The organism is Paraburkholderia sp. SSBN10T, assembly GCF_056619545.1.
Genome location: NZ_JBWQQI010000024.1, coordinates 32,831 through 54,249, shown reverse-complemented (window position 1 = coordinate 54,249; position 21,419 = coordinate 32,831). Strand labels below are relative to the sequence as shown.

Below are 21,419 nucleotides of genomic sequence, written 5' to 3'. Positions count from 1 at the left end.
TTCCCCATAAAATCAGCGACTACCCCTTATCCCTCACCGGCAACGCCGTCGAATACTTGATCTGCTCCATCGCAAAACTCGAGCTCACGTCATAAAGCGGCACAGCAGCAATCAACAGCTTGTACACCCGATCGTAATCGTCGATATCCGACACCACCACGCGCAGCAGGTAATCGGTCTCGCCGCTCATCCGGTACACCTCGACCACCTCGGGAATGTCCAGCACGGCCCGCGTAAATGTCGCCGCCCACGCTTCGGTGTGCTGATTGGTCCGCACCGCGACGAACACGGTCGTGCCTACCCCGAGCTTGCGCGCATCGCACAGCGCCACCTGAGCCCGGATCACCCCCGCTTCCTTGAGCCGCTGCAGCCGTTTCCAGCACGGCGTCTGCGACAGGTTTACGCGCTCCGCCAGTTCGGCGATCGGCATGGTCGCGTCTTCCTGAAGCAGTTCGAGCAGCTTGCGATCGATGATATCCATTCTCATACCCACCTCAAGATAGAAAATTATTCTACTTTTACACGCCAGAGGGGAATTATATGAAAACTCTTTCTCCGCGCAAACCGGTATAAATATCCCTACCCGATAACCGAATTCAAGCGCTGCCACCGCCCTTATGAGCCACGAAACCTCCCTCTCGTCCCTCGACCGCTCCAGCGCCTCGCATCCGCCTTTTTCCATGCGAAGCGAAGCCCGGCCGCCGGCGCCGTCAGCGGCCTCGCCGGTGGTCCGTCTGTGCGAGGCGCTCGACGCCGCTTTCGAGCACGCATCCGGCGCAGCCGACCCGTCGCAACGCCCAGGTTTTGCGGTCCGCATCAGGACCGCGCTCGCCGAGGCCGCCGCGAATCCGGCGCTGCTCGCGCCGTCGCAGCGTGAAGGGTCACCCGAATCGTACCGGCGTCATCTGCTCGCCGCGGATCCCCACGGCCGCTATGCCATCGCCGCGCTGGTCTGGATGCCGGGACAGGCAAGCCCCGTCCACGGCCACCAGACGTGGTGCGGCTACGTCGTGCTGGACGGCAGCCTCTCGGAAACGGTATATGACTGGGATGAATCGCGGCAGCTTGCCAGCGAAATCCGCACGCACCCGCGCGCAAGCGGCGCCGTGTCGTTCGTGCGTGCCGGTCGCGGTGGCGTGCACCGGCTCGGCAACACGAGCGATGCACCTGCCATCTCGCTGCATATCTATGGCGTCGAAGGCTCGCAGATCGCCACCCACGTGAACGATCTGCTGCAGGTCGCCGAGCCCGCGCAGCCTGCATTGGAACAGGCTATCGTCTAGGTTTTCCCCGCCTCACCCGCGGTAGGAATCTGCGGCGGCACCGGCGCGGTGCCGGTTGACGGCGGTGCCGGCCGCGGCTCGTGGGAGACGTCACGCGCCGCCGCCAGATTCGCCGCACGCGCGCCGCCGGCAGCAGGCCCGCCGTGCGGCCCGGCATGGTGAGCGGCGTTCGGCGCCCCATGAGCCGGCTCGACGCTATGCGCATGCAGCGGCGCTTCATCCTCCGCCAGCGGCTGCCCCTCGTTATCCTTCGACGACGTATAGATCCGCATCTGCGGCACCGGAATCTCGATGCCCGCCTCGTCCATTTTGCGCTTCAGACGCAGGTTAAAAGCTCTCGCCACACTCCATTGCTGCAGCGGCCGCGTCTTGATCTGCCCTTTCACGACCATCCAGTTCGGGTCGAACCGGTCGAGCCCCCACACCTCGATCGGCCCCAGCATTTCACGCCGGTAGCGGAAATCGGCCATCAGCTCCGCGCCCACTTCGCGGATCAGTTGCGTCACCTGATCCACATCGGCAGAAAAACCCATGCGCACTTCGAACACCGCATAGGCAAAATCGCGCGACAGGTTCTTCACGATCTTGATCTGCGAAAACGGAATCGCATGGATCGCGCCCTGCCCGTCGCGCAGCCGCACGGTGCGAATCGACAGATGCTCGACCGTGCCCGCGTGGCCACCGTCGACATCGATCCAGTCGCCCACCGAGATGGTGTCCTCGATGATGATGAACAGGCCCGTGATCAGGTCGGTGACCAGCGACTGGGCGCCGAAGCCGATCGCGAGGCCAATCACGCCCGCGCCGGCGAGCAGCGGCGTCACGTTGATACCCAGATTCGCCGCCGTCACAATGCCGGCGATCGTCACGATGGTGACGAACAACGCATTGCGCACCAGCGGCAACATGGTGCGGGCACGCGTGCTGGCGTTGCGCGATTTGTTGCGCGGGCCGCCGGGGCTCAGTGCTTCGGTAATGGCCGTATCGATCAGGATCCACAACAGCCAGGCAATGAACAAGGTGGCGAAAATCGCCATCACGGCATGCGCGATGCCACGCGCCGCGACGTTCTCTTCGATGACGCTCGCAAGCGACACACCCCACAGCCGCGCCGCCAGTTCGAAGAACACTAGCCAGATAACCAGCGTCAGCAGCGTGCCCGCGAAACGCAGCATTCGCGACAGATACGGGGAGCGGCGGCGTCTACGGGGATCGTGCGGCCGCGTCATGCGCAACACGATGGCCGAGAGGAAGAACGCCAGCACCAGCAGCAGTGCGGTCACCACGGAGATCTGCAGCACGTTCTCATTCGTGCCCGCGCCGCCGATCACCGCGACCACCGACGCACTCGCGAGCACCAGCACCGGCACATGCCAGAGCGAAGCGAGCACATCGAATGCGTCGGTTGCGGCCTTATGGTCATGACGCGGCTCATAAGCCCGATTGCGGATCAGGTGCGCCACCGGCCGGCGAAACGCCAGCGCGAAATAGCCGGTCAGCACGGCCGCGGTCATGTTCGCCGCTGTCGACACCAGTTCGGCGAGATTCGTTCCGAGTTGATGGGCGACGTCGTAGTTCACCGCGGCATCGCCCAGTGCGCCACACACGCCGATCATAAACAGCAGGCGGCGCGCATGCTCGAGCAGCACGCGCACGGCGACGCGCCGGTGACCCGAGCCGAACAGCGAAAACATGATCAGACAGATCGCGGAAAACACCGCGCCGGCGACGATCGCATAGGCCACCACCATCCCCAGCGTGCGGCCGAGCGCATCGGGCATGGCCCGCGCGAACACCAGCGCCGCGACGAACGCGACGATCCACGGACCGACTCGCCGCAGCGTGAAGATCAGCAGTTCGCCGGTCGAGGGATTCGGCTTGAGGCTGGCATCCACGCCGTAGTGTGTATGCAGCCGGCGTTGCAGGTAGATCAGGAGCCACGCACAGGCGCCCCAGCCGGCCAGCATCGCCACCATGTCGAGCACGATTTTGCCGAGGCTCTCGTGGCCCTGGCTCGCAACGATCGCGTAGAACTCGTTGCCGGCAGCGTTGACGCGCCCAACCCAGTAACGCAAAGGCGTGCGCCCTTGATGCACGCCGGTCTCGAACGAAGCGATGCCGGAGGCGATTGCGCCCAGCAAGCCGGGGCTCGGCTGCGCCGCCGACGCGGGCGCGACGGTACGGCTGACGTCGCGCAGCTTCTTGAGCTGGGCGACAAGCGCGGTGCGCTGGCGATCGTTGTCGAGGGTCGAGATGACGCTATCGAGCGAGCGGGCCAGTTCGGCCTGGCTGGCCGGCGATGGCGCGGACGCGGCCTCGGCCGCCGAAGCCGACGAGGCAGGTGTGGCCGTCGCGCTGTTGATGAGACTCTGCAACGCCGGAATCACCGGTGCGGCGGCGGCCTGCGCAACTGCCGGCGCCCACGCGAAACAGGTGACGCATACGAGCAGGCACATCCACAGATAAAGCGGCCACGCGAACGACCGCGCCAACCCGGCGCAGCCACAGCGAGCGCGGAAATCCAGGCTGCGGGAAAAATAGGAGGCAGTGCGAAACGCCCGTTGCCCGCCGGTAAACAGCGCAGCCTCGGGCTCACACCGCTGTTGGCATGACTTCATGGCAATCCGTGACAAAACGGCAGACGCCAAGTGTAGCCTCAGTTGCCGCGGTAGCGCATTTGCATGCGTAACTGAATGTTAGGGCGCTTGCGCGCCCAGGTATTATCAATAAGCGACGGTCGCGATCTGGCGCACGAAACGGCCCTGCTCCAGCTCGTCCACAAACGCCACGGCATAGTCTTCCGCCGAGATGCGGCTGTTGCCTTCGGCGTCGACGATCAGCGTATTGGCGCCGGTGCGGAATGCGCCGGTCCGCTCGCCGGGGGCGATCAAGGCGGCCGGCGAGAAGAAGGTCCAGTCGAGATCGGTCAGCGTGCGGAGGTAATTGAACCCGTCGCGGTGCGCCAGCGCTACCGCCTTATAGGCGTCCGGAAAGCCTTCCGTGTCGACTAGCTGCTTGCCCGGCGCCACTTCCAGCGAACCCGCTCCGCCCACTATCACTAGACGCTTCAAACCTGCCGCACGCACGCCTTCGACGAGCACGTGAGTCGCCTTCGTGAGGGTCGCTGCGTCATCGCGCGGCGGCGCATAGGCGCTCGCCACCACGTCGTGTCCGCGCACCGCCGCCGCGACGCTTGCGGCGTCCAGCAGATCGACCTGCGCCGCCTTCAGATTGGCGACGCCAGCCGGCACCCGCTCCGGATTGCGCACGAGCGCCGTCACCTGATGGCCGCGGCGCGCCGCTTCCGCAGCGATCCGCGATCCGATCATGCCGGTTGCGCCAATCAGTGCGATCTTCAATGCCTTGCTCATGGATATTCTCCTGTAATTAGCTTATATGTAACTATATTGATTACATATAACGCCGAAAAAAGAGGGGCTCCGCCCCCGCTTGTATCTTGCCTGCAGCCTGTCACCGGCATTGCTGCCTTGTGTGCTTCCATCCGAAACGATCCGGCGCCTCTGCTCACGCAGCACGCGCCGGCTGTTCCGTTCCAAAGCCCTATCCTGCCGGCCGCCGCTTGCGTTCGCGCAGGCGTTCGGCCTTGACCAGGTCCGTGGACGCGTCCGCCAGCGTACGCGACGCCAGTGACGCCTCCATGGCCTGCTGCGCTTCGCTAATGATGCCGCGCAGCACAGTTTGAATATTGCGCCCCACCATGCAAGCCGGATTCGGCTCCTCGCGGTGCAGCGCGATCAATTGCCCGTCGTCAACCGCGCGGTAAACCTCCAGCAGCGTGATTTCCTCGGGCGGCCGCGCTAACAGCGCGCCGCCGCCCGCGCCGAGCTGTGAGGTGGTGAGTCCGGCGTCGGCCAGCATCGTCAGCAGACGCCGGATCAGCGCAGGATTGGTATTCACGCTGCCTGCGATCATGTCCGACGAAAGCGGCACGCCTTCCTGAAACGCCAACAGTGCGAGCACATGAACCGCAAAGGCAAACCGGCTACTCGTATTCAAAACGCACCTGCCTGGCTACGACAATGTGTAACCATAGTAATTACATTTAACCTCGCTGTCAAATCCAATCCTCCGGCCACCCGCAGCCACTTTGTCGCGACGCCCTTGCACGCCTGCTGCCGCCATCGCGTCGTCATTTGTCCATCTGCTTCTGCGCATCGTTGTTGCCGTTATTGCTCGACGCGGACGACGCCGCGGCGCTGTCGGACCACTGCTGCAGCTTGCGGCCGGCGTTCTGCAGACCGGCGCCGGTCAGCGAGGCCGCCTTGCTGAGTTCGGCGCTCGCCGCGCTGGCCGCGCCCTGCAAATTGGCCTGCGCGCCCGATGCGAGCGCCGACGGATCGACAGTGATGGTAGGCGCCGATGCGGACTCGAGGTTCTGTTTCGCCGTATCGACCTGCTGGCCGACATAGCTCGCGGCCTGATCGAGCTTCTGCCCGGCTTGCTGCGCGGCATCATCCATCTTGCCGGCGAGTTGCCCAGCCGAGGCGTCGTGTTTCTGGCATGCGGTTAATGCGCTGAGCATGCTCACGGCAAAGACCGCGCGGCACACCCGTGGATGGCGGAAGAATAAAGTCATTGTGGCGTCTGAGCCGCGGCAAGCGGCTTCGGCATACGGAAACGCATCAATCATACGCCCTGGCGTTGCCCACACTGCACTCCGCTCTCGCGACGGGCTGTGCCTTCGACACCGCAGGCGCACCGTCAGCGGCGTACGTCGCGGTTCTGTCAAAGACGATGGAGTAGACTGGTTGAAGATTCGATGTGTTCCGCAGTTCAACTGGAGGCATACGATGGCAGCAAAGAAGATTCTGTTCCTCACTGGCGATTTCGCCGAGGATTACGAAACAATGGTGCCGTTCCAGGCATTGCAGGCAGTCGGCCATGTGGTCGACGCCGTGTGCCCGGGCAAGTCGGCAGGCGACCGCATCAAGACGGCCATTCACGATTTCGAAGGCGACCAGACCTATACCGAGAAGCCGGGTCATCAGTTCACGCTGAACGCGAGCTTCGACGACGTCGATCCGGGCCAGTACGACGCGCTCGCCATTGCCGGCGGCCGCGCCCCCGAGTATCTGCGCCTGAACCAGAAAGTGATCGATATCGTCCGCCAGTTCGCGGAGCAGCGTAAGCCGATCGCCGCGATCTGCCACGCCGCGCAACTGCTGGCGGCCGCCGACGTGATCCGCGGCAAGCGGATCTCCGCCTATCCGGCCTGCGCGCCCGAAGTGAAACTGGCGGGCGCCGATTTCGCCGACATTCCGGTCGACGCAGCCATCACCGACGCCAACTTTGTCACGGCGCCCGCCTGGCCTGCGCATCCCGAATGGCTGGCGCAATTCCTCGTGCTGCTCGGCACGCGTATCGAACTCTGAGATCCGCCCCTGCGTCGGGTTGCCGCTAGCGGCGCCCGACGCCCTCCGTACAAGCATGCATGCTCGGGAACACGGCCGCATGCATGCAAACTCTCCTACGGCCGATTCCCCGCACCTCGCCTCACCCAGTATCGAAGCTTTTAAGACTTTTGCGATATTCCTCCGCGAAAGGGCTTCCTATAGTCGACGATTGACTTTGGAATGCCTTTCGATGGAATTGACAGAATGGATCGTCATGCTCGCGGTCGCCCTGATGGCGATCGTTTTCTTTTGTGGCCGGGCAACCGCGCACAGGTCGCTCGAGAACCGCACCCGCCGCATCACCGCGACCCGCTTGCTGGTGCAGGCCGCGCTCTCGCTGTGGGGCGCCCTGCTGCTTTTGGTACGCGGCCTGTTCGTGCTGGACGGCCTGCCGGGTATGGATGCGGCGCCGCACACAGTCATCGCGGGCGCCGCCGTGCTGGCGGCATTCGGCTGCTACTGGTCGATTCGTGGCAGCAGGCTGCTCAAGCCACGGCGGCTCTTCACCGCGTGAGCCCCTGCGCACCCGCCGCCAGCATCTCCGGCTCGGCGCGCGGCGTCTTTATCTCCGCTTCCGGCAGCGAAAGATAGAAGGTTGTCCCAGCGCCTTCGGTCGACTCCGCCCAGACACGGCCGCCATGCCGCTCCACCACCCGGCGCACCAGCGCCAGTCCGATCCCCTCGCCGGCGACCACGTTGCCGTGCAAACGCTGGAACGCGCTGAACAGGCGCGGCAAAGCCACGGCCGGAATGCCCAGCCCGTTGTCCTTCACATAGAAAATCCGCAGCGAGTGCACGCCGGGCGGCGCCGGCGTGATACCGATCTCGACCCGTCCTTCGCGCGCCGGATCGAGATAGTTGATGGCATTGCCGACGAGATTGGCGAACACCTGCTCGAGCGCGGTCGGATCGCCCCACACCGAGGGCAATTCCTGCACCACCACGCGCGCGCGGCGCGCGCGGATCGAGACCTGCATCGCATCGACGACGCGCTGCACGATATCGCGCACATGCACCTGCTGGCGCCGGTATTCGACCCGGCCGACACGCGAGAGCCGCAGCAGCGCGTCGATGATATGCGAGGCGCGCAACACCGCGGTCTGCAGGTAATGCAAGGCCTCGCCGATGTCTTCGTCGACGAGCTGTTCGATATGCTGGCGCCGCGCCGGTGTGAGGGACGACTGCTGCACCGCCGCGCGCAGATCGTCGCACGCATGGATCAATTCTTTTGAAAAGCCCTGCAGATTGACGAGCGGCGCGCGCAGATCGTGCGAGACGCTATAGATAAACATCTCGTTTTCCTGCGTCTGCTGCCGCAGCGTCTCGTTGATGGCCGCGAGCTCGTTGGCACGGCGCGCGAGATCGGCCTGGAAGCGCGCCTGGATGCGCTCGGCCTCGAGCAGGCGCCGGCCGGTTTCATGCAGCGTCTGATCGAGCCGGGCGATTTCATCGGAGCCGGGGTCGATCGGCGCGAGCGGCTCGTTGCTGGCGAGCCGCCCGGCATTGTCGGAGAGGAGCGCCAGCCGGCCCCGCACGCCGCGCGTGAAAAGCCACACGGCCAGCGCGACGAACAGGATCGAGCCGAACACCGCGGCGACCAGCAAAACCTGCTGGCGCTCGTGCGCGGCATCGGCTTCGATGGAGCGCTGCGCGTCGATACGGCGCTCCTCGTTCTGGAATGCCGTCACCTGAGCCCGGAAGCGGTCGAGCACATCGGTAGTCGAAAGCTGGTCGAAGCGCTCGACGACGTCGCGCCGCCGCCCCGAATGCAACAGATCCTGCACGCGGTCCGACCACTGCCGGTAAGCCTGCACCGACTGGCGAATCTGCACCGCACGCTCGACCTGCGCAGGGTTGTCGGCGACCAGATCGGCCAGTTGGTCGATGCGCCGGTCGACGTCCATCCACAGCGCCACCGGCGTGGTGACATCTGCGTTGTCACTGAGAACCGCGCCACGCAGGCGCACCGAGTCGAGCAACACGGGCTCCAGGATCGCCGTGGTCTGGCGCAGCACATCCTCGCTGTGGGTTGCCCAGCGCTCGGCGTCGGCAGCATCGACCTGCGCCTTCACGAGCCCCGACAGGAGCGCGAGCTCGAAGACCGCCGGAATCGCGATTAGCAGCAGCCCTTTGGTTGTCAGTCTCATGCGTACGCGAAATAGTTCGGGAGCCCGGCAGGCCACGCAGGGGGACGTTACATTATGTCGGCGTTTGCACAGGATGACAAAGGGCGTCGATAGTCTATGCGGACTGGTTGCGCCGCGGCGCGGCGGCGCTGCAGGCAGGCGTCGCATGCGCTATGCGCGCTGAATGGATAGCGTAGCGATCAGCTAGATGATTGCCATGCAAAGCGCATCCCTGTGCGCGAGCGGCACAGATCGCGCCATATTGTCATAGCACGCACATCCGGTGCCTGCCAACCTCGCCGCCCGCCCCGTGCCCACCTGTCCCCACATGTATGCGTCGATGATAAAATCGCCCGCTGGAGATGGCATTCTCCGTTAACCGCCCAAGTGGGGCTGATGATGCCTGATAGCCCGGCCGATTGCGGACGCAAGCTCGTCTGCGCTCAGTCCGGTTTGTCGATTTTGCGACTTTGCCAGGCGTCTTTCCATGTATCTATCTATTCTCGCAGTGGGTATCGGCGGTGCATTGGGTTCGTTGTTCCGCTGGTTTCTCGGTATCCGCCTGAACGCGTTGTTCCCCGCCCTGCCGCTCGGCACCCTTGCCGCCAACGTGATTGCCGGGTATGTAATCGGCGTCGCCGTAGCCTTCTTTGCCCGCTTGCCCGAACTGGCGCCCGAGTGGCGTCTGTTCGTCATTACGGGGTTGATGGGCGGCCTGTCCACCTTCTCGACCTTCTCCGCCGAAGTGGTGCAACGTCTGCAGGACGGCCGCTTCGGTTGGGCCGCCGGTGAAATCGCCATTCACGTCTCGACCTCGCTGGTGATGACTGTGCTCGGCATCGCAACCGTGTCGCTCGCGGCACGGTAAGCAAACCGATCTGCATCGGCTTCAAACTGTCGGCATCGCGCAAAGCGATGCAAAATACATAATCGCATCCAGATGCGGTAACGCTGCGGCGCTCTTTCCGCACGACATTTCCAGTTAATGAGCAAAAAGGACGAAAAAAAAGGCGTCACGTGACCGTGACGCCTTAAAAAGTTCTAGCCATTCCGAGGGCCGTGCTAGAACCTGAGAGAGGGGATTCGAAAGTTTCGCCTGATAACGCCGCTCGCATGATCTGTGCTGCTGGCGCCTTGCTGGTCCGGGCTTGGCAGCCTGCCGGACAGGGCTTAGGCCACCGTGCAGACTCACACGCAAGCCTTTCTTTCGAAATGAGATTCCATTTTTTACGGTTATGCTGACTAAGTCAAGCAAAATCTAATGGACGGATGCACTGTCGGCCAGCCCCTTCTACTACAATGAAATGTCATATGAAAAAGGGGCGGAATGCGTCATTATGGTGCGGGTTCGGCACTGCCGTTCCAGGTTCGGCGGAACAGCACAAATGCAGAAACTGAAATGAAGTTCCATAAAAACGAAATGAACCACGAATCCATGCCCCCTCGCAACACCGAACCTGTCAAGGAGAAAGACGGCTCCGGCGACGAAGTCACCGCGCTGGCGCGCGGCCTGACCGTGCTGCGATGTATCGCAGCGGCCGATGCGCCGCTCAGCAACCGCGAACTCACCGAACTGACCGGCATCCCGAAACCGACGGTCTCGCGCATCACCGCCACCCTCGTCAGCGCGGGCTTCCTGTTCCGTCTTCCGGACAGCGAACGGTTCGTGCTGACCTCGTCGGTGCTGGAACTGAGCAACGGTTTTCTGCGCAACTTCGACATTCGCGCCCGCGCCCGGCCGTTCCTGATCGAACTCGCCGAACGCACCTCGCTGTCGGTACATCTGGCCGTGCGCGACCGGCTCGACATGGTGGTCATCGACGCCATCAAACCCCGCTCCGCCGTGCTCGTGTCGCGGCTCGATGTCGGCTCGCGGATGAACCTGAGCCGCACGGCCGTCGGCCGCGCCTATCTGGCCGTCCTCGATGAACCCGAACGGCAGAAGCTGCTGCTCGGACTGCAGGCCGCCGAGGGCGACGACTGGGGCCACATCAGCAACCGGCTCGAGAGCGCGCTGCATGAAACCACCGCACAAGGTTTCGCAATCGCCACCAGCGAATGGCACGACGGCCTGAATGCCATCGCGGCGGGCTTCATCGGCCCCTCGGGTGAGCGCTACGCGGTCAATTGCGGCGGCTCGGCGCACCAGTGCCCGCGCGACTGGCTGATCACGCGCGCGGCGCCCCTGCTGCTCGAGTGCATCTCCCGCATCACGCTCGAAATCGGCGGCACACCAGGCCGGCGGCTCGACAACTAGGCGAGAGCGACATCTTATGCGCCCGCATCCGCAACCCGCTCAGAGGGTCGTGGCAGGCATGCACCTCACCGAGTGTAACGCGCGTAACTAACCGAAAAATACGCCACTGGACGTCAGCAAAGCCGGCGACGTACGATCATGCTTTCGCGCAGCTTGCTGTGCCTGACCGCACGTCAGGTTTGCGCCGCTCGCTTGCACCGCTTGCCTGCAACTTACAGTCAACCCGGGGCGAGTGAAAAGTGATCAGCCACGCAGTCGGCCCGACTGCGGCGCCGGCACTTTCCGTTAAGCTCCTTTTCCTGCGTCTCGCGTCGCCACGCGCTGAACATCTGCGCTGGGTACGCTGTCGAAGCGGCCGGCGCCTGCGCGTCGACCCGGCATTGCGCACGTCTCTTCCAATTCCAAGCCAGCCACCTGACCGAACCGATGGACGAACAACAACAGCACCCCGAAACCACACGCCCCCCCGCCCCGACTCAGGCCGGCCAACCGTCCAGCGGGACCACCCAGATGCGCAGCGGTGGCCAACGGCATCGGGGACGCACCATCGGCCTGATCGTAGCCGCGCTCGTGGTGGCGGGGGTCGTGCTATGGCGCTGGCACCCGTGGGGCAGCCCCGCGGCCGGCGCGAGCGCGCAAGCCCCGGGCGGCGAACGGCATGGCCGCGGCGGCCCGCCGGGGTTCGCCAACCTGCCGCAGCCGGTCCACGTGGCCACCGCGACGCAAGGCGACATGCCGATCGTGCTGACGGCGCTGGGCACCGTCACGCCGCTCGCTACCGTCACCGTGCAGAGCCAGTTGAGCGGCACGCTGCAGACGGTCGCGTTCCAGGAAGGCCAGATGGTCAAGAAGGGTGACCTGCTCGCGCAGATCGACCCGCGCCCGTATCAGATCTCGCTCGAAAACGCCGAGGGCGCGCTTGCGCGCGACAAGGCGCTGCTGCAGACCGCGCGTCTGGACCTGAAGCGCTATCAGACCCTGCTCGCCCAGGATTCGATCGCCAGCCAGCAGGTCGACACGCAGGCTTCGCTCGTCCAGCAGTACGAGGGCACCGTCAAGTCGGACCAGGCGAACATCGACACCTACAAGCTCGACCTGATCTACGCGCGCATCACTGCGCCGGTCGCCGGCCGCGTGGGTCTGCGCCAGGTCGATCCGGGCAACTATGTGACGCCCAGCCTGACCAACGGCATCGTCGTGATTACGCAATTGCAGCCCATCAGCGTGATCTTCACGACCTCCGAAGACAACCTGCCGCGGATCATGAAGCAGGTCCAAACGGGCGCGAAGCTCTCGGTCACCGCCTACGACCGCAGCAACACCACCTCGCTCGCCGGCGGCACGCTCGAAACGCTCGACAACCAGATCGACACGACCACCGGCACGCTCAAGCTGCGCGCCATGTTCAACAACGAGGACAACCTGCTGTTCCCGAATCAGTTCGTCAACGCGCGGCTTCTCGTGGATACGATTCACGACGCGGTGATCGTGCCGACCCCGGCGGTGCTGAACGGTTCGATGGGCCAGTTCGTGTATGTGGTGAAGCCCGACAACACGGTGACCGTGCGGCCCATCAAGATCGGCCCGGTGGACGGCGAGCGCACCAGCATCGCCTCCGGCCTGCAGGCGGGCGAACGGGTCGTGATCGACGGCTCCGACCGCCTGAAAGAAGGCGCGAAGATCACCATTCCGGCCGAGCATCCGGGCGGCGCCTCGGGTGCGCACGGTGGGCGCGGCGCATCCGGCGCATCGGGTCCGTGGGGCGCATCCGGCGCACGCCTGCACCACCACAAACCTCCGGCGCAAGCTTCGGAATAAAGGCTGACTGAACCCGCATGAATCCATCCCGCGCTTTTATTCTGCGCCCGGTCGGCACCGCCCTGCTGATGGCGGCGATCATGCTGGTCGGGCTCGTCGCGCTGCGCTTCCTGCCGCTCTCGGCGTTGCCCGAAGTCGACTACCCGACCATCCAGGTGCAGACCTTCTATCCGGGCGCGAGCCCGGACGTGATGACCTCGTCCGTCACCGCGCCGCTCGAGCGGCAGTTCGGCCAGATGCCGTCGTTGAACCAGATGTCGTCGCAAAGCTCGGCCGGCTCGTCGATCATCACGCTGCAGTTCAGCCTCGACCTGCCGCTCGATATCGCCGAGCAGGAAGTGCAGGCGGCCATCAACGCGGCGGGCAACCTTCTGCCTTCCGACTTGCCGGCCCCGCCGATCTACGCCAAGGTCAATCCGGCCGACGCGCCGATCCTCACGCTCGCGCTCACTTCGAAGACGATGCCGCTGACCGAGGTGCAGGACCTGGCCGATACGCGTCTCGCGCAGAAGATCTCGCAGGTGGCGGGCGTGGGCCTCGTCAGCCTCTCGGGAGGCCAACGCCCGGCCGTGCGGATTCAGGCCAATCCGCGCGCCTTGGCGGCATACGGCCTGAATCTGGACGACCTGCGCACCACCATCTCGAACCTGAACGTCAACACGCCGAAGGGTAACTTCGACGGCCCGACGCGCGCCTACACGATCAACGCGAACGACCAGTTGACCGATGCCGACGCGTACAAGAGCGCGGTGATCGCCTACAAGAACGGCCGGCCGGTGATGCTGACGGACGTCGCCAGCATCGTGCAGGGTGCGGAGAACACCAAGCTCGGCGCCTGGGTCGACTCAACCCCTGCCATCATCCTGAACGTGCAACGCCAGCCGGGCGCAAACGTGATTCAGGTGGTGGACAGTATCAAGGCCGTGCTGCCGCAACTGCAGCAGTCGCTGCCCGCCTCGCTGGATGTGCAGATCGTCACCGACCGGACCACCACGATCCGCGCCTCGGTGCGCGACGTGCAGTTCGAACTGCTGATGTCTGTGGTGCTGGTGGTGCTGGTGATGTACCTGTTCCTCGCCAATCTTTACGCGACCATCATTCCGAGCCTGTCGGTGCCGCTCTCGCTGATCGGCACGCTGGCCGTGATGTATCTGTGCGGCTTCTCGCTCGACAACCTTTCGCTGATGGCGCTGACCATCGCCACCGGTTTCGTGGTGGATGATGCGATCGTGATGATCGAGAACATCGCGCGCTACGTCGAAGACGGCGAGACGCCGCTCGAAGCGGCGCTCAAAGGCTCGAAGCAGATTGGCTTCACCATCATCTCGCTGACGGTCTCGCTGATCGCCGTGCTGATCCCGCTGCTCTTCATGGGCGACGTGGTGGGGCGCCTGTTCCACGAATTCGCGATCACGCTCGCCGTGACCATCGTGATTTCGGCGGTGGTCTCGCTCACGCTGGTGCCGATGATGTGCGCGAAGCTGCTGCGTCACACGCCGCCGAAGGAAGCGCATCGCTTCGAAACCAAAGCGCACGCGTTTATCGACTACGTCATCGCCCGTTATGCGGTCGCGCTAACCTGGGTGCTGAACCGCCAGCGCGCCACGCTGGTCGTCGCGATCCTGACGCTGGTGCTGACCGGCGTGCTATATGTGTTCATTCCGAAGGGCTTTTTCCCGGTGCAGGACACCGGCGTGATCCAGGCGATCACCCAGGCGCCGCAGTCGGTGTCGTATGCGTCGATGGCAGAGCGCCAGCAGGAACTGGCCGCGCAGATCCTGAAGAATCCGGATGTGGAGAGCCTGACCTCGTTCATCGGCGTGGACGGCAACAACATCACGCTGAACAGCGGCCGGATGCTGATCAACCTGAAACCGCGCGACGACCGCAGCAACACCGCGAGCGACGTGATCCGCCAACTGCAAAAGGACGTCGCCCACATTCCGGGCGCGTCGCTGTATATGCAGCCGGTGCAGGACTTGACGATCGATGCGACTGTCAGCCCGACGCAGTATCAGTTCATGCTGACCGATCCGAACATCACCGAATTCGCGACCTGGGTGCCCAAGCTGATCGAGCGTCTGAAGCAGGCGCCGGAACTGGCCGACGTCGCTACCGACCTGCAGGAAAACGGCCAGTCGGTCTATGTGGAAATCGACCGCGCCACCGCGTCGCGTTACGGCATCACGCCCGCCACCGTCGATAACGCGCTGTACGACGCATTCGGCCAGCGGATCGTCTCGACCATCTTCACGCAGTCGAACCAGTACCGCGTGATCCTCGAAGCGCAGCCGCAGGTGCAGCACTACACCGAGTCGTTGAACGCGATCTTCCTGCCCTCCTCCACCGCGTCGGGCGGCCAGGTGCCCCTGTCGTCGATTGCGAAGTTCGTCGAACAACCCGCGCCCTTGCTCGTCACCCACCTGAGCCAGTTCCCGGCCACCACGGTGTCGTTCAACCTTGCACCGGGTGCGTCGCTCGGCGCCGCGGTCAAGGCCATCAATCAGGCGGAGAAGGACATCGGCCTGCCGGCCTCGTTCCAGACCCGCTTCCAGGGTGCAGCGCTGGCGTTCCAGGCATCGCTGTCGAACGAACTGTTCCTGATCCTCGCCGCGATCGTCACGATGTATATCGTGCTCGGCGTGCTCTACGAGAGCTTCATTCACCCGATCACGATTCTCTCGACGCTGCCGTCGGCGGGCGTGGGCGCGTTGCTGGCGCTCCTGATCACCGGGCACGATCTCGACATCATCGGCATCATCGGCATCGTGCTGCTGATCGGTATTGTGAAGAAGAACGCGATCATGATGATCGACTTCGCGCTCGAAGCCGAACGCGACCAGGGCAAGCCGCCGCGCGAGGCGATTTACCAGGCGTGTCTGCTGCGCTTCAGGCCCATCCTGATGACCACCATGGCGGCGCTGCTCGGCGCGCTGCCGCTGATGCTCGGCACCGGCGCGGGTTCGGAATTGCGCCGCCCGCTCGGCATCGCGATTGCGGGCGGCCTGATCGTGAGCCAGTTGCTGACGCTGTTCACGACGCCGGTGATCTATCTGGCGTTCGATTCGGTGGCGCGGCGCGTGCGGGCGCGTTTTCACCGTGACGACCCGGGCCATGGTGTCCCGCCCCCGGCCACCGACGCGGGGAACTAGGCGATGAACCTGTCGCGTCCGTTTATTTCCCGGCCGGTTGCCACGACCCTGCTCGCCGTCGGCATTGCACTGTCCGGCGTGTTCGCCTTCACCAAGCTGCCGGTCGCGCCGCTGCCGCAGGTCGACTTCCCGACCATCTCGGTACAGGCCACGCTGCCGGGCGCCAGCCCCGAAACCGTGGCGACCAGCGTGGCGAGCCCGCTCGAGCGGCACCTCGGGTCGATCGCCGACGTCACCGAGATGACCTCGCAGAGCTCGGTCGGCTCGACGCGGATCACGCTGCAGTTCGGCCTGAACCGCGACATCGACGGCGCCGCGCGCGACGTGCAGGCCGCCATCAATGCCGCGCGCGCCGACCTGCCGGCGAGCCTGCGCAGCAATCCGACGTACCACAAGGTCAACCCGTCCGACGCGCCGATCCTGATTCTCGCGCTGACCTCGAACACGCTGACGGCCGGGCAACTGTACGACTCCGCGGCCACGGTGCTGCAGCAGTCGCTCTCGCAGGTGGATGGGATCGGCGAAGTCGACGTGAGCGGCTCGGCCAATCCGGCCGTGCGCGTCGAACTGGAGCCGCAGATGCTGTTTCACTACGGCATCGGCCTCGAGGACGTGCGCGCCGCGCTCGCCTCGGCCAACGCGAACAGCCCGAAAGGCTCGATCGAGTTCGGCGCGAACCATGTGCAGCTCTATACCAACGACCAGGCAAGCAAGGCGTCGCAGTACAAAGACCTGATCATCGCCTACCGCAACGGCGCGGCGGTGCATCTGTCGGACGTCGCGGAGATCGTCGACTCGGTGGAGGACCTGCGCAACCTCGGCCTTTACAACGGCAAGCGCTCGGTGCTGGTGATCCTGTACCGCCAGCCGGGCGCGAACATCATCGACACGGTCGACCGCGTCAAGGCGATGCTGCCGCAACTGAAGGCCTCCCTGCCGGCGGATGTCGAGGTGGTGCCGACGGTCGACCGCTCCACCACGATCCGCGCCTCGCTGAAGGACACCGAGCACACCCTGATGATCGCGGTGGCGCTGGTCGTGATGGTGGTCTTCCTGTTCCTGCGCAACTGGCGCGCAACGTTGATTCCGAGCGTGGCGGTGCCGATCTCGATCATCGGCACCTTCGCCGCCATGTACCTGATGGGTTTTTCGATCGACAACCTGTCGCTGATGGCGCTGACGATTGCGACCGGCTTCGTGGTCGACGACGCGATCGTGGTGCTCGAAAACATCTCGCGGCATATCGAGAACGGCGTACCGCGCATGAAGGCCGCGTTCCTCGGCGCCCGCGAAGTGGGCTTCACGGTGCTCTCGATCAGCATCTCGCTGGTGGCGGTGTTCCTGCCGATCCTGCTGATGGGCGGCATCGTCGGGCGGCTGTTCCGCGAATTTGCGCTGACGCTGTCGCTTGCGATCGGCGTGTCGCTGCTGGTCTCGCTGACGCTCACACCGATGATGTGCTCGCGCCTGCTCAACGAGCCGCACGAGCGCGCAGAAGAAGGACGCTTCGCGCGCTGGCTCGAACGCGGCTTCCAGTCGATGCAGCGCGGCTACGAGCACACGCTCGGCTGGTCGCTGCGGCATCCGCTGCTGATCCTGCTGGTGCTGATCGCGACCATCGGTGTGAACGTATGGCTGTACGTGATCATCCCGAAGGGCTTCTTTCCGCAGCAGGACACCGGGCGGATGGTCGGCGGCATCATGGCCGACCAGTCCACCTCCTTCCAGGCGATGAAGGGCAAGTTTGCCGAGATGATGAAAATCGTCGGCGAGAACCCGGCCGTGGACGGCGTCGTCGGCTTCACCGGCGGACGTCAGACCAACTCCGGCTTCATGTTCGTGCAGTTGAAGCCGAAGCCCGGCCGCCACGTCTCGGCTGACCAGGTGATCCAGCAACTGCGCGGACCGCTGTCGGACGTCGCCGGCGTGCGGACCTTCCTGCAGGCGGTGCAGGATATTCGCGTGGGCGGCCGGCAATCGAATGCGCAGTATCAGTTCACGCTGCTGGCCGACTCGACGACCGACCTGTACACGTGGGGTCCCAAACTGACGGAAGCGCTGCAGGCGCGGCCCGAACTGGCGGACGTGAATTCCGACCAGCAACAGGGCGGCCTGGAATCGATGGTGACGATCGACCGTGCGAGCGCGGCACGCCTGAACATCGAGCCGGCGCAGATCGACAACACGCTGTACGACGCATTTGGCCAGCGCCAGGTATCGACGATTTACAACCCGCTGAACCAGTACCACGTGGTGATGGAAGTGGCGCCGAAATACTGGCAAAGCCCGGACATGCTGACGCAGATTTACGTCAGCACGTCGGGGGGCAGCGCGAGCGGCTCGCAGACCACCAACGCGACGGCGGGCACGGTGACCGCGCCGGTGGCGAACACCAGCAGCACTAGCGCGAGCAGCGGCGGCACGGCCGGCACGACGGCCTCGAGCGCGGCGGCCATCGCCTCGGACTCGGCGCGCAACCTGGCGATCAATTCGCTTGCGGCGAGCGGCAAGTCGAGCGCGTCGTCGGGGGCGGCGGTGTCGACCTCGAAGGAGACGATGATTCCGCTGTCGGCGATAGCGAGCTTCGGGCCGGGCAATACGCCGTTGTCGGTGAATCACCAGAGCCAGTTCGTGGCGTCGACGATCTCGTTCAACCTGCCGCCCGGCAAGTCGTTGTCGGACGCGACGAAGGCGATTTACGACACGATGGCGGAGATCGGCATGCCGGCGACGATTCACGGCAGCTTCCAGGGGACGGCACAGGCGTTTCAGCAGTCGCTGTCGGACATGCCGATATTGATTCTAGCCGCGTTGGCGGCGGTGTATATCGTGCTGGGGATACTGTATGAGAGCTATATCCACCCGTTGACGATTTTGTCGACGCTGCCTTCGGCGGGGGTGGGGGCTTTGCTGGCGCTGCTGCTGTTTCAAACCGAGTTCAGCATCATTGCGTTGATTGCGGTGATTCTTTTGATTGGCATCGTCAAGAAAAACGCGATCATGATGATTGATTTTGCTATTGAGGCTTCGCGGCAGGGGATGTCATCTTATGATGCGATTCATCAGGCTTGTTTGTTGCGGTTTCGGCCGATCATGATGACTACTTGCGCGGCGTTGCTTGGGGCTTTGCCGTTGGCGTTCGGGAATGGGGATGGGGCTGAGCTGCGGGCTCCTTTGGGGATCGCTATTGTCGGTGGGCTTATTGTTAGTCAGATGCTCACGCTCTATACCACGCCTGTGGTTTATCTTTATATGGATCGGATTCGGGTTCGGTGGGAGGCGCGGCGGGGGCGCGCGGGGGCCGTTCAGGGGAATAGTTAGTGTTTTTTGCCTGCGCGGCGCTTTGGTGGTTGTTCTTGTGGTGTTGGCCTTTCCTTGCTTTCTTATTGGTCTATTGGCGTTGCCCCTGTGCGGGGCGGCACCTACTTTTCTTTGCCGCCGCAAAGAAAAGTAGGCAAAAGAAAGCGGGCTCACAACCGCCAGCCCGTAGGTGTCCACCACTTAAACCACCACGAAGTGGTCCGCACGAAGACCTGCCCTCGCACCACCCGCGTTAGTGACACAGGGCTCATCCACCCCACTCCGCACTATGTGCGTCGCGGATGGGTCTGCTTGGGAAGGCGGGTCTGCCAGGGTTTGCGGCAAACGGCCCGGCCGCGCAGCGGCACCAGGAACAATGGGATGGACTCCGCCTCACCCGGCTAGCGCACGACGCATGAGCAATTGCGCAACGCGCAATTGGCGATGTGCCCGGCACGCCGCCGATGCCAGCGCACCGATAGCGGGCAAGCCAGAGATAGTTAGAATACCGATGGAGTGTACAGAAGAGGTTATGCCCGACGGCGGGGCGCGCAGCGCAACGCCGGAACGGATGACGGCCTTGTCACTAACGCGTTCGGTGCAAGGGCCGGTCTTCGTGCGGACCATTCCGTGAAGGCCTACGTGGTGGACACCTACGGGCTAGCGGTTGTCAGCCCGCTTTCTTTTGCCTACTTTTCTTTGCGGCGGCAAAGAAAAGTAGGTGCCGCCCCGCACAGGGGCAACGCTAATAGACCGATAACAAAACAAGGAAAGGCCAACAAACCAGGAACAACCACCAAAGCGCCGCGCAGGCAAAAAAAATCAAAGCCTCTGCTCTATGGCCAACCCAAAAACCCGCTTCCACTGCCTGGCCTGCCGCCCATCCCGCATGGGCAAATTCCACCGCGGACACCTGGCATCCCGCACCTTAAGCACAAGCTGCCATTGATCCCCAATCTGCTCGACATCAGCCCCTTGCAGATCTGCAAAAATATACTCCCCCTGCAAGCCCTCAAGCCGCACCGAACATAACCGCTTCCCGGCGGCCAACCGGACCCCACCCCATTGGCCCGTCAACTCGTGCGTCCAATCGCCATCGCGAATATTCGCTGCTACTTCCCGCCGGCGGCGCAGCCAATAAACCACAGCAGCCACCACCAAACCCGCCGCAACAACCGCCACCCCAATGGCAACGCCAAGCCCAAAATGCGCCGACAAAGCTTCAAACGACCACACCGCGCCATAAATCAACGCGACCAGCACCGCCAGCAAAACAACGATAGGCATCTCGAACCACCCCGCAAAACAAACCGGCCATCAGCGTAGCACGGTGCCCCCGCGGAAAAGGCAGCAAGAACCCATTGCGTTATACGACAAGCAGGATGCTCATCGCGGCAGCAAAAAAAGCGCAAGGCAGCCATCAAGCCGCCCGCATGGCAAAACCACCCCTTACTGCGCCTTATGCGTCGCCGCCCATTGCTTCACCGCCTCCAGCGTATTCTCGACATGCTTATCCGGCGACAGGCTCGTGTATTCATAAATGATCTTGCCATCCGGCGCAATCACATACGACACCCGATTCGCCATCGAGTTATGCATCGGCATCCCCGCGTCGTACGCGCCAATCACCTTGGCATCCGCATCAGCCGCCACGGGGAACTTGCTGCGGCATTCGCTTACCGAAAATTTCGTCAACGTCTCGATGTTGTCGTGCGAGACGCCAATCACGGTCGCGCCGTACTTCTTGTATTCGTCGACGGCATCCGCGAATTCGTGCGCCTCGATCGTGCAGCCCTTCGTGAAAGCGGCCGGGTAGAAATACAGCACCACCGGCCCCTTCTTCAACGCGTCAGCCAGCGTGTACGTGTAGGTCTTGCCGCCCAGCGAAGCCTGCGTCGTGAAATCCGGCGCCGTGTCACCCGGCTTGAGCGTCGCCGACGCCGTCAGCGAATGCAGCGCAAACCCCGCCGACAATGCAACAGCCGCCAATACCGGCATGAACTTTCGTTTCATCTCGAACCCCTTCAAGCGTTGACGCACGTGGTCCGTGCATTGAATAACGTCACACC

General features: G+C 63.9%; 16 protein-coding genes and 1 riboswitch. Of the genes, 8 read left to right on the top strand and 8 right to left on the bottom strand.

Features of this window, described 5'->3' with window-relative positions:
* Positions 1-19: 19 nt before the first annotated feature.
* Complete coding sequence (locus tag AC1ECK_RS29365) at positions 20-487, bottom strand: Lrp/AsnC family transcriptional regulator (RefSeq protein WP_480325501.1); 468 nt, start codon at positions 485-487, stop codon at positions 20-22.
* A gap of 193 nt (positions 488-680) precedes the next feature.
* On the opposite strand from AC1ECK_RS29365, the gene AC1ECK_RS29360 reads away from it, so the two are divergent.
* Positions 681-1,283, top strand: a complete 603-nt coding sequence (locus tag AC1ECK_RS29360; RefSeq protein WP_480325499.1) for a cysteine dioxygenase family protein — start codon at positions 681-683, stop codon at positions 1,281-1,283.
* Here AC1ECK_RS29360 and AC1ECK_RS29355 read toward each other — a convergent pair.
* The 4 genes from AC1ECK_RS29355 to AC1ECK_RS29340 all read right to left on the bottom strand — a co-directional run bounded on the left by AC1ECK_RS29355 (position 1,280) and on the right by AC1ECK_RS29340 (position 5,880).
* Entirely contained in the window at positions 1,280-3,901 is a 2,622-nt protein-coding gene (locus AC1ECK_RS29355; protein ID WP_480325497.1) for a mechanosensitive ion channel family protein, read from the bottom strand. The genes AC1ECK_RS29360 and AC1ECK_RS29355 overlap by 4 nt on opposite strands.
* A gap of 105 nt (positions 3,902-4,006) precedes the next feature.
* Positions 4,007-4,654, bottom strand: coding sequence for an NAD(P)-dependent oxidoreductase (locus tag AC1ECK_RS29350; RefSeq protein ID WP_480325495.1), 648 nt, complete (start codon positions 4,652-4,654; stop codon positions 4,007-4,009).
* Positions 4,655-4,844: 190 nt separating this feature from the next.
* Positions 4,845-5,300, bottom strand: a complete 456-nt coding sequence (locus AC1ECK_RS29345; protein ID WP_480325493.1) for an Rrf2 family transcriptional regulator — start codon at positions 5,298-5,300, stop codon at positions 4,845-4,847.
* Positions 5,301-5,433: 133 nt separating this feature from the next.
* Positions 5,434-5,880 carry a BCAL1086 family glycoprotein gene (locus AC1ECK_RS29340; protein ID WP_480325491.1) on the bottom strand — a complete coding sequence of 149 codons (447 nt, stop codon included), beginning with the start codon at positions 5,878-5,880 and terminating at the stop codon, positions 5,434-5,436.
* Positions 5,881-6,094: 214 nt separating this feature from the next.
* Here AC1ECK_RS29340 and AC1ECK_RS29335 point away from each other — a divergent pair, with 214 nt between their 5' ends.
* Positions 6,095-6,676, top strand: a complete 582-nt coding sequence (locus AC1ECK_RS29335) for a DJ-1/PfpI family protein (RefSeq protein ID WP_480325489.1) — start codon at positions 6,095-6,097, stop codon at positions 6,674-6,676.
* A 211-nt stretch (positions 6,677-6,887) separates the two neighbouring features.
* The gene (locus AC1ECK_RS29330; RefSeq protein ID WP_480325487.1) at positions 6,888-7,211 is read left to right on the top strand and encodes a hypothetical protein; all 324 of its coding nucleotides are present in this window, start codon (positions 6,888-6,890) and stop codon (positions 7,209-7,211) included.
* Here AC1ECK_RS29330 and AC1ECK_RS29325 read toward each other — a convergent pair.
* On the bottom strand, positions 7,201-8,844 hold the full coding sequence (locus AC1ECK_RS29325; RefSeq protein WP_480325486.1) for a sensor histidine kinase: 1,644 nt from the start codon (positions 8,842-8,844) through the stop codon (positions 7,201-7,203). The two genes, AC1ECK_RS29330 and AC1ECK_RS29325, sit on opposite strands and share 11 nt — an antisense overlap.
* Positions 8,845-9,172: 328 nt before the next feature.
* Positions 9,173-9,236: riboswitch (Fluoride riboswitch) on the top strand.
* A 74-nt stretch (positions 9,237-9,310) separates the two neighbouring features.
* Between AC1ECK_RS29325 and crcB the strand changes: the two genes are divergently transcribed.
* The 5 genes from crcB (at position 9,311) to AC1ECK_RS29300 (ending at position 19,371) form a co-directional block, all read left to right on the top strand.
* Positions 9,311-9,691, top strand: coding sequence for a fluoride efflux transporter CrcB (gene crcB, locus AC1ECK_RS29320; protein ID WP_480325484.1), 381 nt, complete (start codon positions 9,311-9,313; stop codon positions 9,689-9,691).
* 552 nt (positions 9,692-10,243) lie between these two features.
* Positions 10,244-11,080, top strand: a complete 837-nt coding sequence (locus AC1ECK_RS29315) for an IclR family transcriptional regulator (RefSeq protein ID WP_480325620.1) — start codon at positions 10,244-10,246, stop codon at positions 11,078-11,080.
* 510 nt (positions 11,081-11,590) lie between these two features.
* Positions 11,591-12,898: an MdtA/MuxA family multidrug efflux RND transporter periplasmic adaptor subunit gene (locus AC1ECK_RS29310; protein WP_480325617.1), complete on the top strand. Its 1,308-nt coding sequence runs from the start codon at positions 11,591-11,593 to the stop codon at positions 12,896-12,898.
* Between the two features lie 17 nt (positions 12,899-12,915).
* Positions 12,916-16,050, top strand: a complete 3,135-nt coding sequence (locus AC1ECK_RS29305; RefSeq protein WP_480325482.1) for an MdtB/MuxB family multidrug efflux RND transporter permease subunit — start codon at positions 12,916-12,918, stop codon at positions 16,048-16,050.
* 3 nt (positions 16,051-16,053) lie between these two features.
* Positions 16,054-19,371, top strand: a complete 3,318-nt coding sequence (locus AC1ECK_RS29300; RefSeq protein WP_480325480.1) for an efflux RND transporter permease subunit — start codon at positions 16,054-16,056, stop codon at positions 19,369-19,371.
* Between the two features lie 801 nt (positions 19,372-20,172).
* On the opposite strand, the gene AC1ECK_RS29295 is transcribed toward AC1ECK_RS29300, so the two are convergent.
* Positions 20,173-20,637, bottom strand: coding sequence for a hypothetical protein (locus AC1ECK_RS29295; RefSeq protein WP_480325478.1), 465 nt, complete (start codon positions 20,635-20,637; stop codon positions 20,173-20,175).
* Between the two features lie 162 nt (positions 20,638-20,799).
* Entirely contained in the window at positions 20,800-21,363 is a 564-nt protein-coding gene (locus AC1ECK_RS29290; RefSeq protein ID WP_480325476.1) for a peroxiredoxin, read from the bottom strand.
* Positions 21,364-21,419: the final 56 nt, after the last annotated feature.

Coding starts and splice junctions, on each gene's coding strand:
- AC1ECK_RS29365 (WP_480325501.1), bottom strand. CDS start 487: ATGAGAATGGATATCATCGATCGCAAGCTGCTCGAACTGCTTCAGGAA.
- AC1ECK_RS29360 (WP_480325499.1), top strand. CDS start 681: ATGCGAAGCGAAGCCCGGCCGCCGGCGCCGTCAGCGGCCTCGCCGGTG.
- AC1ECK_RS29355 (WP_480325497.1), bottom strand. CDS start 3,901: ATGAAGTCATGCCAACAGCGGTGTGAGCCCGAGGCTGCGCTGTTTACC.
- AC1ECK_RS29350 (WP_480325495.1), bottom strand. CDS start 4,654: ATGAGCAAGGCATTGAAGATCGCACTGATTGGCGCAACCGGCATGATC.
- AC1ECK_RS29340 (WP_480325491.1), bottom strand. CDS start 5,880: ATGACTTTATTCTTCCGCCATCCACGGGTGTGCCGCGCGGTCTTTGCC.
- AC1ECK_RS29335 (WP_480325489.1), top strand. CDS start 6,095: ATGGCAGCAAAGAAGATTCTGTTCCTCACTGGCGATTTCGCCGAGGAT.
- AC1ECK_RS29330 (WP_480325487.1), top strand. CDS start 6,888: ATGGAATTGACAGAATGGATCGTCATGCTCGCGGTCGCCCTGATGGCG.
- AC1ECK_RS29325 (WP_480325486.1), bottom strand. CDS start 8,844: ATGAGACTGACAACCAAAGGGCTGCTGCTAATCGCGATTCCGGCGGTC.
- crcB (WP_480325484.1), top strand. CDS start 9,311: ATGTATCTATCTATTCTCGCAGTGGGTATCGGCGGTGCATTGGGTTCG.
- AC1ECK_RS29315 (WP_480325620.1), top strand. CDS start 10,244: ATGAACCACGAATCCATGCCCCCTCGCAACACCGAACCTGTCAAGGAG.
- AC1ECK_RS29310 (WP_480325617.1), top strand. CDS start 11,591: ATGCGCAGCGGTGGCCAACGGCATCGGGGACGCACCATCGGCCTGATC.
- AC1ECK_RS29305 (WP_480325482.1), top strand. CDS start 12,916: ATGAATCCATCCCGCGCTTTTATTCTGCGCCCGGTCGGCACCGCCCTG.
- AC1ECK_RS29300 (WP_480325480.1), top strand. CDS start 16,054: ATGAACCTGTCGCGTCCGTTTATTTCCCGGCCGGTTGCCACGACCCTG.
- AC1ECK_RS29295 (WP_480325478.1), bottom strand. CDS start 20,637: ATGCCTATCGTTGTTTTGCTGGCGGTGCTGGTCGCGTTGATTTATGGC.
- AC1ECK_RS29290 (WP_480325476.1), bottom strand. CDS start 21,363: ATGAAACGAAAGTTCATGCCGGTATTGGCGGCTGTTGCATTGTCGGCG.